The organism is Tepidisphaeraceae bacterium (genome assembly GCA_035998445.1).
Classification (GTDB): Bacteria; Planctomycetota; Phycisphaerae; order Tepidisphaerales; family Tepidisphaeraceae; genus DASYHQ01.
Window position 1 is genome coordinate 1 of sequence record DASYHQ010000063.1, and the last position, 12757, is coordinate 12757.

At 63.4% G+C, this 12757-nt stretch carries 14 protein-coding genes; 11 read left to right on the plus strand and 3 right to left on the minus strand.

Going from position 1 to position 12757, the window contains the following annotated elements; all coding sequences use genetic code 11:
• Nucleotides 1–823: 823 nt before the first annotated feature.
• Nucleotides 824–1066 (minus strand): hypothetical protein, encoded by a 243-nt coding sequence (locus tag VGN72_23920; GenBank protein HEV7302408.1) that lies wholly within the window; start codon nucleotides 1064–1066, stop codon nucleotides 824–826.
• A 199-nt stretch (nucleotides 1067–1265) separates the two neighbouring features.
• Between VGN72_23920 and VGN72_23925 the strand changes: the two genes are divergently transcribed.
• The 7 genes from VGN72_23925 to VGN72_23955 are packed head-to-tail and all read left to right on the plus strand — an operon-like array spanning nucleotide 1266 to nucleotide 8200.
• Nucleotides 1266–2699, plus strand: a complete 1434-nt coding sequence (locus VGN72_23925; GenBank protein ID HEV7302409.1) for a TolC family protein — start codon at nucleotides 1266–1268, stop codon at nucleotides 2697–2699.
• On the plus strand, nucleotides 2696–3046 hold the full coding sequence (locus VGN72_23930) for a hypothetical protein (protein ID HEV7302410.1): 351 nt from the start codon (nucleotides 2696–2698) through the stop codon (nucleotides 3044–3046). The genes VGN72_23925 and VGN72_23930 overlap by 4 nt, the downstream gene beginning before the upstream one ends.
• Nucleotides 3047–4117 carry an efflux RND transporter periplasmic adaptor subunit gene (locus VGN72_23935; GenBank protein HEV7302411.1) on the plus strand — a complete coding sequence of 357 codons (1071 nt, stop codon included), beginning with the start codon at nucleotides 3047–3049 and terminating at the stop codon, nucleotides 4115–4117.
• Nucleotides 4098–4652: a hypothetical protein gene (locus VGN72_23940; protein HEV7302412.1), complete on the plus strand. Its 555-nt coding sequence runs from the start codon at nucleotides 4098–4100 to the stop codon at nucleotides 4650–4652. The genes VGN72_23935 and VGN72_23940 overlap by 20 nt, the downstream gene beginning before the upstream one ends.
• Nucleotides 4653–4674: 22 nt before the next feature.
• Complete coding sequence (locus VGN72_23945) at nucleotides 4675–6213, plus strand: efflux RND transporter permease subunit (protein HEV7302413.1); 1539 nt, start codon at nucleotides 4675–4677, stop codon at nucleotides 6211–6213.
• Nucleotides 6214–6227: 14 nt separating this feature from the next.
• Complete coding sequence (locus VGN72_23950) at nucleotides 6228–7223, plus strand: efflux RND transporter permease subunit (GenBank protein HEV7302414.1); 996 nt, start codon at nucleotides 6228–6230, stop codon at nucleotides 7221–7223.
• Complete coding sequence (locus VGN72_23955) at nucleotides 7220–8200, plus strand: efflux RND transporter permease subunit (GenBank protein HEV7302415.1); 981 nt, start codon at nucleotides 7220–7222, stop codon at nucleotides 8198–8200. Before VGN72_23950 ends, VGN72_23955 begins: the two co-directional genes overlap by 4 nt.
• A 311-nt stretch (nucleotides 8201–8511) precedes the next feature.
• Here the strand turns inward: VGN72_23955 and VGN72_23960 are convergent, their stop codons facing one another.
• Together VGN72_23960 and VGN72_23965 are read right to left on the minus strand one after the other, a co-directional pair.
• Nucleotides 8512–8652, minus strand: a complete 141-nt coding sequence (locus VGN72_23960; protein HEV7302416.1) for a hypothetical protein — start codon at nucleotides 8650–8652, stop codon at nucleotides 8512–8514.
• 1 nt (nucleotide 8653) lies between these two features.
• A complete protein-coding gene (locus tag VGN72_23965; protein ID HEV7302417.1) occupies nucleotides 8654–8809 on the minus strand; it encodes a hypothetical protein in 156 nt (51 codons plus the stop codon).
• Nucleotides 8810–8854: 45 nt separating this feature from the next.
• Here VGN72_23965 and VGN72_23970 point away from each other — a divergent pair, with 45 nt between their 5' ends.
• The 4 genes from VGN72_23970 (at nucleotide 8855) to VGN72_23985 (ending at nucleotide 12348) form a co-directional block, all read left to right on the plus strand.
• On the plus strand, nucleotides 8855–9025 hold the full coding sequence (locus VGN72_23970; GenBank protein ID HEV7302418.1) for a hypothetical protein: 171 nt from the start codon (nucleotides 8855–8857) through the stop codon (nucleotides 9023–9025).
• Nucleotides 9022–9876, plus strand: coding sequence for a DNA-processing protein DprA (locus tag VGN72_23975; protein HEV7302419.1), 855 nt, complete (start codon nucleotides 9022–9024; stop codon nucleotides 9874–9876). The genes VGN72_23970 and VGN72_23975 overlap by 4 nt, the downstream gene beginning before the upstream one ends.
• A 184-nt stretch (nucleotides 9877–10060) precedes the next feature.
• Nucleotides 10061–10531 carry a phosphoribosyltransferase gene (locus VGN72_23980; protein ID HEV7302420.1) on the plus strand — a complete coding sequence of 157 codons (471 nt, stop codon included), beginning with the start codon at nucleotides 10061–10063 and terminating at the stop codon, nucleotides 10529–10531.
• 188 nt (nucleotides 10532–10719) lie between these two features.
• Nucleotides 10720–12348, plus strand: coding sequence for an ATP-binding protein (locus VGN72_23985; GenBank protein HEV7302421.1), 1629 nt, complete (start codon nucleotides 10720–10722; stop codon nucleotides 12346–12348).
• The last annotated feature ends 409 nt before the right edge of the window (nucleotides 12349–12757 follow it).

Sequence of the window (12757 nt, forward strand, 5' to 3'; positions counted from 1 at the left end):
GGCTGACGGGGCTCCGGCTTCCTTCTGTGACATGTATTCCTTCCGATTGAGATAAGTTCCTGAGTGGTATTCCCGATGTGCTGTAATATTCGTCACGATCGGACCCTCGCATTAGGCGACGGGGCAATTTTCTAATGCACCCCACTTATCGGACAGGCGGAGAAGTCTGCCGGACGCTGAAACACGCCGGCGACGCGTAAGAATCCTGAGCGGATGTGAAACGAAGGGCCAGGGGGGACGCCGCATTCTTCGGGACGACGTGAGTTTTAGGTTGCGCGAACATCCGCCGCATCCTTTCAACGCGAAAAGTTGACGGGCACGGCGGAGACGTTTTGCCGGCCGCTGGGTCGGCGGTAGGAAGCGACGGGTTCACCGGGGAGGCTGAACGTGCCTAGTTCGAACGCGAAGATCAGTTATAGCGACGCGAAAGCCGGCCCGTACACCGAGATTGACGGTGCCTATCTCGTAGCTCTTCCCGCAAATGGGCGGCGGCGGCGGCGGCGCACTGGATCGCGCGGGAGCCGGGGCAGATCACCTTTGCTTACCCAACCAAGCGCTTCCAGCGTATCGATTCGATGACACGTAAGGCTCAATACTGGCGTGTGACGTGCGAAGACGGGCCCGACCCAGCGTGGGTAGGTCACCCGCAAAGTCCTGGCCGCATCGGCGACGATGAGCCAATTGCGACGATCCAACTTAGCGGCGCTCCGTTTATTCCGGGCAAAGATGAATGAATGCCGGTGTATACCAGTCCTTGCACGCGATCGGTGAGGCGAGCGCACCATACACGCTGGCCCCGTCCCCGTCCTCTTGGCCGCCGACGCTAGTTCAGATTCGTCGTTCGCTGCGGCACGATGATCAACGCGAGGTCGGCCTGTGCGACCTTGTTCAGGTTCTGGATCAGCTCCTCGTAGGTGTCACCCAGTACTTGGGGGGCAGCGACGATGATGGCGTCGACCTTGTTGCGCGGGGTGCCGCGGCACAGCCGGTCGAGCTCCGCGAACTTGTCGGTTGTGACGCTGAGGTCCCGGGTGTACGAGGCGGCCCTCGTCGCTTTGTGTGGCATGGGCGGCAGAATATCACATCCCGCCCAACCAGAACTCTGCTTGGCCGATCCTGCAGTTCCTCGCGCGCTACGGTTGGTCACGCCACAGGGAGTCGTGACAATCTTCGTAGGCCCCTAAGCCCTTCTATGTGGGCGCGCATTGTCAGGGGCTACAAGGAACCTTTAGGCGCTCGACGCACGTTATAAACAATAACGACCCATGCAAACTCCCTTGTTCAATTGGCGATGGCTGATCCCGCTGCCGGCAACCCTGTTTCTCTCTGGCTGCGTGTTTGCGCCGAGGGCGGCGAAAATTGAACAGGATCGCGTCACGCAGGCCGGAAGGGCATACGCGGCAAGTCGATCGGCGCGGGTGGTGGCCAACCTGCCTGTCGGTCAAACTGAAATCACCTGGCGTGAAGTGCTGGGTCGCGCACTGCTGGCCAGCGGGGAGCTGGAGGCAGCCTACTACGAGTGGGCGATGGCGGTGACACAAATCGATCAGAAGGGGACGTGGCCGCAGCAACCACTTGAGCTCGGCTTCGACTACATGTTTTCCGCCGAGCGGATGAAGACATTAGACCGCATGACGTTCTCCGCCGGGCTGATGGACGCGACGGGGCTCCCGAACAAAGCGTACCAAGACGCGAAAGTTGCCTGGCGCGACGCAGAGGCGGCGGGGGAACGGTTCAGGCAGGCGAAATTCGAACTTCAGCGGAAGGTGCTGTCGGCATGGGCGGATTATGCCCTGCAGGCCGAGAAGGTCCGGGTGCAGGAAGAGAACGTCCGGCTGCTGCGACTCGTGAGCGAGACCGCCGGCGCGCGGGTGCGGGCGGGTGCGCCTCAGCAAGATCTGCTGCGAGCGCAAGTCGAACTGAAGCAGGCAGAGAACGAACTGTCGACTATGAGGTCGGAAGTGCAGAGGCAGCGCGCGACACTGAACGCGCTGCTGGTGAGGCCGGCCGAGTCGCCGCTCCCACCCCCGGTGCGGTTGCCAGAGCCGCGGCCGCTGATCGCAGACGATTCAGCCCTGCTGGCGATGGGAGTGCGAAACAACCCGGAGCTGGCGGCTTTGGACAAGGACCAGCTGGCGCGCGAAGCGGCAATCGTGCGGGCAAGGTTGGATTACCAGCCGGAGATAAACCTCACGGCGGCCTTCACCGGTTCCATTTCGCAGACGGTCGGCGGGATGTTGGTGGTCCCGACGCGCCTGCCGGCTATCCGCGCGATGGTGCGCGAGGCACGATCGGACCTCCGACGGGTCGAAGCCATGGCGGATCAGGCTCGTTCGGACCGCGGGGCACAGTTTGCCGCGACGCTCGTGGCGCTGCGCGATGCCGAACGGCGGACGCGGGTGTTTGAAGCGGAAATCGTACCGCTCGCGACCCGAACGCTTGACCTTACACGTCGGGCGTACGCGAGCGGGTCAGCAACCTATCTGGACGTGATCGAGTCGCAACGCACGCTACTCGATGTGCGACTGATGGTGGCCGACGCCCGGGCGATGCGGGAGCGGATGCTGGCCGAGCTGGAGATGCTTGCCGGCGCAGACGTCGAAACCCTCGCCGAGGCCGTAAAGCCGGCCACGCAACCAACGTCACCGATGACCATGCGGACGAACGCAGTTAAGACCGTGATGGAGGCCCAGCCATGAGCAGTACTGAATCGACTAATAACGGACACGGCGACGAGCAGCCGAAGATCGCGCCGCGAGAGTTCGGCACCGACGCGACCCCTGAGATGGACCATGCGGTCGAACACGCCCGGCGGCGCTACGTCCGAAACGGCGGATGGAGGTCGACCGCGATCTTTGCGGCCGTCGCGGTCGGCGCGTTTGCGGTCGGTACCTATTGGGGTAGCGACGCTCTACGGATGGCCGGAATCTCTTCGCATCGGCATGACGAGGGCCCGTCCGTCGCCGCTTCAGGCCCGTCGTCTGCGCCCGTCATCGGGGCCAACCACGACGCGGGTGATGGGGGCAAGTCACTCTGGACCTGTTAGATGCACCCGCAGGTGATCCAGCCAGCTCCCGGCATCTGCCCGATCTGCCACATGGAGCTCACGCCGTTGAAGTCTGACGGTGCCGGCGGCGGGACCGTGAACATCGATCCGGTGATCGTCCAGAACATGGGTGTCCGCACCGCAGAGGTCCAGAAGGGTCCGATAGTCCAGAGCGTTCGGGTGGTGGGTTACCTGGAGGAGCCCGAACCGCTCCACCGGGACATCAATCTCCGCGTGAACGGGTGGATCGAGAAGCTTTACGCCAACGTCGACGGCATGTTGATCAAGGACGGGCAGCCCCTCTTCGACCTATACAGCCCTGAGCTCACCGTTGCCATCGACGAGATGATCTCGGCTGCCAAGCAGCTCAAGATCGCGCCGGAGGATGAGACCAGCAAAGCCCTGATCGACGCGTCACGACGCAAGCTGCTGCAGTACGGTCTGACCGACGGCCAAGTCACGGAACTCGGCAAGCTCGACGCCGCCCCACGGACGGTTCCGATCATCGCGCCAATCGGCGGGCACCTAACCGCGAAGATGGTGTACGAGGGTGCAGCCGTTAAGGCCGGGGACCTCGTTCTCAGGCTTGCTTCCCGGCACCGGATCTGGATCGATGCGCAGGTCCCCGAGCAGCAGATGCCGCTGCTGTCCGACGGCCAGCCGGTCCGGGCGACGCTCGTCTCACAGCCGGGAAAGGTGTTCGACGGGAAGCTATTGTTCGTTCACCCTCACCTCGATCCGAAGACGAGGACCGCACTGGCGCGGATCGAGATCGACAACCCGGACCTGCACCTGCGCCAAGGCATGTACGCGACGGTCGAGATCGCGGCCGATGATTACCGGGAGGCGACGGTCGTGCCCCGCGAGGCGGTGATCGACTCCGGTCGGCGGCAGCTGGCGTTCGTCGATCTTGGTGGCGGGCGGTTCGAGCCGCGCGATCTCAAGCTCGGGCTCAGTGGGCAAGACGACACGGTCGAGGTCTTGGAAGGGGGTCAAACCGGGCGAGCGGGTCGTGACGTCCGGTCAATTCCTTCTCGACAGCGAGAGCCGGATGAAGGAAGCCGTCGCTAAGCACCTCTCGGGTGGACTCGGAGCATATGCCGGCGGCGCACCAGCGGCGTCCAAGGGCGCGACGACATCGCCGGCTGCCCCCGTAACCAAAGTTGTCGTTCCCCACACCGACGACATCGTAAAGGCATACCTGTCGCTCGCGAAGAAACTCGGCGAACGTCAGGCCGACCAGACGCCCGTCGATCCCGGACGACTGGCCGACGTCGCGGCGTTGGCGGCAGGCCATGCGTCCGGCGAGGCCAAGGCACTCGCCCAGTCTGTATCGGACGCAGCGGCGGGCCTTAAAGGTAAGCCCATCGCCGAGCAGCGGAAGGGATTCATCGCGGTGTCGGACGCGGTCGTCGCGCTCGTGCGAGCTTTGACCCCGAGCGATGCGGTCGCACCCCCGCTCTTTGTGATGCACTGTCCGATGGCATTCGACGACAAAGGGGCTCTCTGGCTGCAAGACGATGAGACGCTCGCCAACCCCTACTACGCGACCGCGATGAAGCGGTGTGGCGAGGTTCGCGAACAGATCGCGACCCGAATGAAGTAAGCGAAGCCGCCGGAGACCACCCTTGATCGCACGCATCATCGAATTTTCCGTCCGCAACCGCTTCCTCGTTGTCTTGCTCACCGGGGTGCTTGCTGCGCTCGGCGTCTGGGCGGCGAAATACATCCGACTCGACGCGCTCCCCGATCTGTCGGACGTGCAGGTGATCGTCGTCACCGAGTTCCCCGGTCAGAACCCCGAGGTCGTCAACGATCAGGTCACTTACCCCCTCACCTCCGCGCTGCTCGGCGTGCCAGGAGCAAAGGATGTACGCGGCTTCAGCATGTTCGAGCTGTCGTTCGTGTACGTCATCTTCGACGACAAGACGGACATCTACTGGGCGCGTTCCCGCGTGCTGGAGTACCTGAATTTCGCACGCGACCGCCTGCCACAGGGCGTGCAACCGGCGCTCGGCCCGGACGCCACCGGGCTGGGGTGGGTGTATCAGTACGCACTCTATCCGGGGTGGCACTCCCCCGACTTCCCCCGCGAAATTTGGCACGACAAGGAAGTGGACAAGTGGTACGCCCAGCCCGAGCAGGCTCCCGAGAGGCGCCGCGAGCACCTGACACGCGTCGGCGGATTTGAGCAGCCCGGCAAATGCCCGATCACGGGCAAGGACCTCCTCCCTGCGAATCAGGACTTGGCCTCCCTTCGCTCCCTGCAGGACTGGTACCTCCGTTTTCCCCTCACCTCGGTCGCAGGCGTCTCCGAGGTCGCCCCGATTGGTGGCTTCGTCAAACAGTTCCAAATCGTCGTCGACCCGCAGCGACTGCAGGCGTTCGGTGTCTCGATCCGCGATGTGATGATGGCCGTCCAGCGCAGCAACAACGATGTCGGTGGTTCCGTCATCGAGCGGGCCGAGAACGAGATCATGGTCCGAAGTCGCGGTTATCTGAAGACGACGCAGGACGTGGAGAAGGTGGTCGTTGGGATGCCCGCCGGTGCGGGCGAAGACATGGGCGGCAACGACGGTGGAAACGTCCCTGGCGGGGCCGGCGCGCGGGGTACAGCCGTGCTACTGCGGGACGTCGCCACGGTGCAGATCGACGGGGAGATGCGCCGCGGCGTCGGCGAGCTAGACGGTAGAGGCGAGGCCGTGGGCGGCGTCATTGTCGCCCGCTTCGGTGAGAACGCGCTTCAGGTCATCCAGAACGCAAAGGCCAAGCTGTTCGAGCTCGAGGACGGCCTCCCGCCCGGCGTGTTCGTCAAGGCGACCTACGACCGCTCCGCACTCATCGATCGCGCCGTCGGCACGCTCCGCTATGCCGTCATCGAATGCCTCATCGTCACGGCTCTGATCTGCCTGGCCTTCCTGTTCCACATTCGCTCGGCCTTGATCGCGATTCTCGTGCTCCCGATCGGGCTGCTCGCGTCGATCCTCATCATGAACCTGTTGGGAATCAACGCCAACATCATGTCGTTGGGCGGGCTGGCGCTCGTCATCGGCGTTATGGTCGATTCCTCGGTCGTCATGATCGAGAACGCCCACAAACACGTGGAGGATGAGGCGGATCGCATTAAAGCTGGCTTCGCGCCCGCGGACGGACCCAGATCATCGTAGGCGCCGCCACCGAGGTGGGCCCCAACCTGTTCTTCTCGCTGCTCGTTATCACCGTCAGCTTCCTTCCGATCTTCGTCCTCGGTGAACAGTCGGGCCGGCTGTTTACCCCGCTGGCGCTGACCAAGACCTTCGCGATCGCCGCCGGGGCGTTGCTGGGCATCACGATCGTCCCCGTTCTGATGGTCTACCTGATCCGCGGGAAGATCCCGAAGGAGGATCGCAACCCGCTCAACCGCTGGTCGCAGAAGCTGTACGAACCGTTCTTCTGGTTCGTGATGCGTCACCCGGCCATCACGCTCGTGACGGTGCTGCTGCTCGGGGCCTCCACGATTTACCCGCTCAGCAAGATGGGCAGCGAGTTCATGCCCCCGCTCGATGAGTGCGACCTGCTGTACATGCCGACTGTCGATCCGTCCGTCTCGATCACGAAAAGCAAGGAGCTGCTTCAGCAGACGGACAAGTTGATCAAGTCGTTCCCCGAGGTCGTGTCGGTGCACGGGAAGATCGGCCGCGCCGACACGGCCACCGACCCCGCTCCGCTGTCGATGATCGAGACGGTCGTGCAGCTCGAGACGGATCGAGACAAGTGGCGTCAGCGCGACGTCAACCGTTTCTTCTCCGACTGGCCTGACTGGACGAAGTTCATCTTCACGAAGACCTTCTGGCCCGAGTCCCGCCCGATCAACGTTCAGGAGTTGAAGTTCGGCTGGCAGGATGCGGACGGCACGCGTCATCCCGGCCTCAACGACGCCGTCTCATTCCCCGGCATGGCCAACGCGTGGCCGTTCCCGATCGAGAACCGGATCAACATGCTCTCGACGGGCATCAAGACGCCGGTGGGCATCAAGGTCTTGGGCCCCGACCTCGCCACACTGTCCCGCCTTGCCGACGAGGCGGCGGCGGCCGTGCTTACGGTCCCGGGGACGCTTTCGGCTTACCTGAGCGCACCACCGGTGGCTACTACCTCGACTTCGACATCGACCGTGAGGCCGCGGCCCGGTACGGGCTGACCACCGGCGACGTACAGGATGCGATCCAGTCGGCCGTGGGCGGCATGAACGTCACGACGATCGTTGACGGCCCGGCCCGGTACCCGCTCAACCTGCGATACGCCCGTGAACTGCGCGACGACCTGCCCGCCCTTCGTGAGGTGCTCGTTCCCACCCCCACGGGGGCGCAGATTCCCCTCGGCCAGATCGCCGAGCTTTCGATCAACCCCGGCCCACCGATGATCCGTAGCGAGAATGCCCAACTCGCGGCGTACGTGTTCGTCGACATTCAAGGACGTGACCTCGGCGGGTACGTTGCCGAGGCCAGGAAGGCCGTCGCCGATCGCGTGCAGTTCCCTGCCGGCTACCACGCGCAGTGGTCCGGCCAGTTTGAATACCTTGAGGCCGCTAACCGACGACTGTCAATCGTCATCCCGATCACGCTTTTGGTCATCGTGCTGCTACTCTACATTAGCAACCGCAGCTGGTTCCGCGTTGGGGTGGTCATGCTCGCGGTCCCGTTCAGCATGATCGGCGCGTTCTGGTTCCTCTGGGCATTGGATTACAACATGAGCCTCGCTGTCTGGGTTGGCATCATCGCTTTGCTCGGCGTTGATGCTGAGACGGGGCAGGTCATGCTCCTCTACCTCGACACGACCTATGACAAGTTCGTGAAGGCGGGACGAATGCGCGACCGGTATGACCTGATCGCCGCAGTCCACGAGGGTGCCGTCAAGCGCATCCGCCCTAAGACGATGACCGTCGCCACGGACATGATCGGTCTTCTCCCGCTGCTCTGGGCCACCGGCACCGGCGCCGACGTTACCCGCCGCCTTGTCGCCCCCCTGATTGGCGGGATCACGGTGAGTTTCATCATGGAGCTGCTCGTCCACCCCGTGATCTTCTACCTCTACAAGAGGTGGCAGCACCGGCACGAGTGGGCGCGAACGTCGTCGCCGGCATATGCGACTGCACCGGGAGCAATGGTGCCTGCGTAGATGGCGGCAGACCAGTCGCGCAGTCCGGCGGACGGTCACGGTGCGCTGTTGACAGCGCCGGCGACAACCGACTCGCCCGACTGCCAGGCCGCGACGACGGTCCCGCCACGGGTGGTCGCCACCGAAGGGTAAGAGGCTCGCTCCGCGAGAAGGGTTGGTTTGCCGTCGGGCCTGCGGATGACGAGGTCGGTCCCTCGCTGCCAAAACAGGTAAACGCCGTCCGGCGCTGCGGTAAGGACGGGCTGCGTGCCCTGCCCAAGTTTCTGTTCGGTCGATCCGGGCTTGGAAAGGAAAATCTCGCGGTCGCGGCGCTATGTCGTAACGGTCCGCTCGCCGGAGAAGGTCACGTCGCCGCCGTCCATTGGGCAGGCGTTGATCTTCCACGTGCCCTCACCGAGTTTCGTTGCCTCGGAAAAGGTCTGGCCGCCGTCCGCGCTCGTTACCGTGAACATGTCACGCGCCAGCGAGGGCGTTGCGGAACATAACCACCAGGCTGCCGGCGTGGTCGTACGCTACGGACGGACGGGTGGCAGCATTCGCAGACGGTGCCGCCTTGTAGGCCGGGCGATCTCCGCTCCAGGTCTTGCCACCATTTTCGGATGTCGCCATCCAGACCTCCGTGCCCCCAACCGGGGGCTAGAAAGGCATAATCAAGTGTTCAGAAACCTCACCATCGGCAAACGCATCACGTTCGGCTTCGCGGTCGTGCTGGCCATCACAGTCACGCTCGGCGCGTTCGCGTGGAACCGCGCCCGCGCGCTCTCGGGCAACATCGACACGCTGGCGAACGACTCGATCCGGGCGTCTACAGCAGCGGCCAGATGATGGCCGTCGCTCAGGAGGCCAATGGCTACCTGTTGCGGCACATCACCGCCGATGAGCCGAAGGAGATGGAGCGGCTCGACGGGCGGATCAACGCGCTGATCGGCGAGATCGCCGCCGCCAGCTCCGAGCAGGCCAACGGGATCGGGCAGGTGAACACGGCGGTGACGCAGATGGACCAGGTGACCCAGTCCAACGCCGCCAGCGCCCAGGAGTGCGCGGCGGCGGCGGAGGAGGAGCTGAGCAGCCAGGCGGAGCAGCTGTCGGGCGTCGTCGGTGAGCTGGTGGCGCTGGTCGGGGGCAAGGCGGCTGCGGAGCGTACACCGTCGCGAACTGCGCCGGCGAGGAAGGTGATCAAGGCCAAGGCTCCCGCCCGCGTCGGACCAAAGGCCACCAGCGCTGCCGCCGCGGCCCACCGCGGTGCAATCGAAGCTGGAGGCAGGACGGTCGCCGTCATCGGCACACCGCTCGACAAGTCCTATCCGAAGTGCAACGCCGCGTTGCAGCAGCAAATCATGGATGAGCACCTCGTGCTCTCTCAGTTCCAGATCGGCCGCCCCACGACCCGCGGCAACTTCCCCACGCGTAACAGGGTGATGGCACTGATCTCTGACGCCACGGTGATAATCGAGGCTGGCGGATCTAGCGGATCGCTTTCGCAGGGTTGGGAAGCACTCCGGCTCGGCCGCCCGCTGTTCATCGCGCATTCGGTGGTCGAGAACCCCGCCCTCACGTGGCCGGAGGAAATGCTTCACTACGGTGCCTACATCCTCTCTGATAGCGCGCTTGACGACCTGTTCGCTTTGCTGCCCGATCGCAGCGTGGGAGCCCACGCCTTTGAACTGGCCTTTTAGCGTCAACTTCGCCTCGTTCCTGCAATACTCGCCGCGCGGAACTTCGAAGGTTTCTCGATCGTCAAAGACGATCGGGCTGGCCATCAAGAACGATACTTACTGCCAGACGAAGGCGGGTGCGCAACGCGCCATCCTCCCTTACAGCGTGCAGCGTCTCCGTTAGGAGATCCCCCGGTCGCCCGCGATGGCAGATACATTCGTGCCGGGCCTGATCACGGTCCCGATGCCGAGGAGTGCGCCGCTCGTCAAAGATGCGCTCTGGCCAGCGCTGAAGCTATGCGAAGCAATGCTTGCCGAAGGGCTCGTCGCCGACGTCCTGCCACTGCTCGTGCGCTTCCACCCGATAAGCAAATCAGCGTGGGCTCTTCAGGGCCGACGGCCAGGGCCAAAAGATCACTACGATTCGATCGGCATTGATCGTCCGAACGTGATGCTCGGTGTCCACACGAAGCTGATCTTGGTTGATGATGTGGTCACGCGTGGGGCGACCATTATGGGCTGTTACGCGCGCATGCATGACTACTTTCCGGCGGTGCCAATCGCCTGCTTTGGCATTACCCGCACGATCAGCACTGGCGAGAATTCCAGTGTCGTGTTGCCGTCTACTGGCATAATCACCGCGACGTCAAACGATCACATACATCGACAGCCGTAGCTGTCAGCGGTCCCCACTCGGGGGTGCTGGATAGAGCATACTGGACCGAACGCGGCTTGACACCGGACGCCGTAGTTCTGACTGCAGCTGAAGCTGCCGACGCGTTGACGTCCATCTGCCGATGATTACGCTCTTCTGGCGCCAGTAGCGACCTTCTTGCCATCGAAACACCTGTGGGAGGTATGACCATGGATGCCAGCCAACAAGAGTTCAGCCGATTGCAGGCGGAGTTTGAACTCTTTCGGTTGATGATCGATGGAGTGAGAGACTACGCAATTTTCATGTTGGACCCCCTCGGCCACATCACGACGTGGAACTCGGGGGCCGAGCGGATCAAGGGCTATAGGGCCGAGGAAATCATTGGCAAGCACTTCTCGCAGTTCTACCCACAGGAAGACGTGGCCGCGGGCAAGCCCCAGCGAGAGCTACTGATCGCCCGTCAGCAGGGGAAGTACGAGGAGGAAGGATGGCGCCTTCGCAAGGACGGCGGGACCTTCTGGGCTAACGTGCTGATCACGGCGCTGTTCGATGCCGCGGGAGAACTTCGCGGCTTCTCGAAGGTGACGCGAGACGTGACGCAGCGGAAGGAGGCGGAGCGGATCCTGCTCGAGTCCAAGGAGCAGGCCGAGCGCTTAGCACGAGAGGCTGAACAGGCCCGGGACGCCGCCGAGCATGCCAACCGCGCGAAGGAGCAGTTCCTTGCCGTCCTCTCCCACGAACTGCGCACCCCGCTTACGCCGATTCTGGCAACGGTGAGCCTGGTGGAGAGGCGCCCGGACCTGCCGGAGGAACTCCGCGTCGAGATCGGCACACTGCGACGGAATGTCGAGCTTGAGGCGAAGCTGGTGGACGACCTTCTGGACATGACCCGCATCGCCCGCGGTAAGCTATCGCTCCACGCCGAGGTAGTGGACGGACACGACCTGGTTCGTCTATCTCTGCAACTCGTGCAGAAGGAGATCGAAGCGAAGGGGCTGGACCTGCTACTCAGCTTGCGGGCCAAGCACCATGAGCTGTGGGCCGACCCCACGCGGCTCCAGCAGGTGCTCGCAAACCTGTTGCAGAACGCCGTGAAGTTCACGCCAGAGGGTGGGAACATCACCGTGCGCACCTCTAACGATGGCGACAAGTTGAATCTCGTGGTCATGGACACCGGCATTGGAATCGAGCCGGACGTGCTGCCGAGGCTGTTCAACCCATTTGAACAAGGCGAGCGCACGGTGACGCGGAAGTACGGCGGGCTGGGGCTGGGGCTATCGATCTGTAAGTCAATCGTGGAAATGCACCACGGCACCCTCACGGCTGCGAGCGAGGGAACGGGCACGGGTGCAAAGTTCACCGTGACGCTTGAAGCTCTGCCCGTTCTTGCGGAGCGGGGAGCTTCAGTGATGTCGCCGGCTATCGACCAGCCAGATCGAATCCCATCGATCACTGCTGCCCAGCATGCAGATCGAACAGGAGGCCGAATCCTGTACGTCGAAGACCATGACGACACGCGCCGAGTGATGGGCACGCTGTTGAAAAGCTTGGGCTATACCGTCAAGACTGCCGCCACCGTGGCTGAGGCAATGAAGATTGCGGAACGTGAGGAGATCGACCTGCTGGTCAGTGACATCGGGTTACCGGACGGAAGCGGGCACGACGTGATGCGGCACCTGAAGCCGCGCGGGATCAAGGGGATTGCCCTCAGCGGCTTTGGTCAGCAGGAAGACGTCGCCCGCAGCGCAGAGGCTGGCTTTGAAACGCACCTCATAAAGCCTGTGAACCTGCAGACGCTGGAGGGGGCCGTGCGGCGATGCACGGCTAGCGATTCCTGAAACCGGCTCTCGGGGGCGAAGCGCTTCAAATCGCAGGGCGGATGGTCGTCTTTGCGGAGGTATGGTGCTGATGTCGAAGCGAGTGATGTTTTTGGCCTCCTCTTGCCCGCAATCCGCTATACGCGCCTATTGCGACGCCAACATTTTCGCGGCGAAGGTACGCGGGCGGTGTTGACGGCACTCGGTGATACGGCGGGCCGAGCGCTGCAAAAGGAGTGAAGCCCTCCCGAACGGGCGAGGGCTTCACGCGAGGCGGTGTCGACCTGCTGGAACATCTAGCAGGTCGACCCTCTACTGGTATATCGGTCGGTGCCGGAGGCGACTTAACCTTCCGACGCATTGGGGAGAGGAGCGCCGCGAACACCGAGTCGGGCTTGGCGTCGATCGGGCCGCTAATAATGCCGTTGAA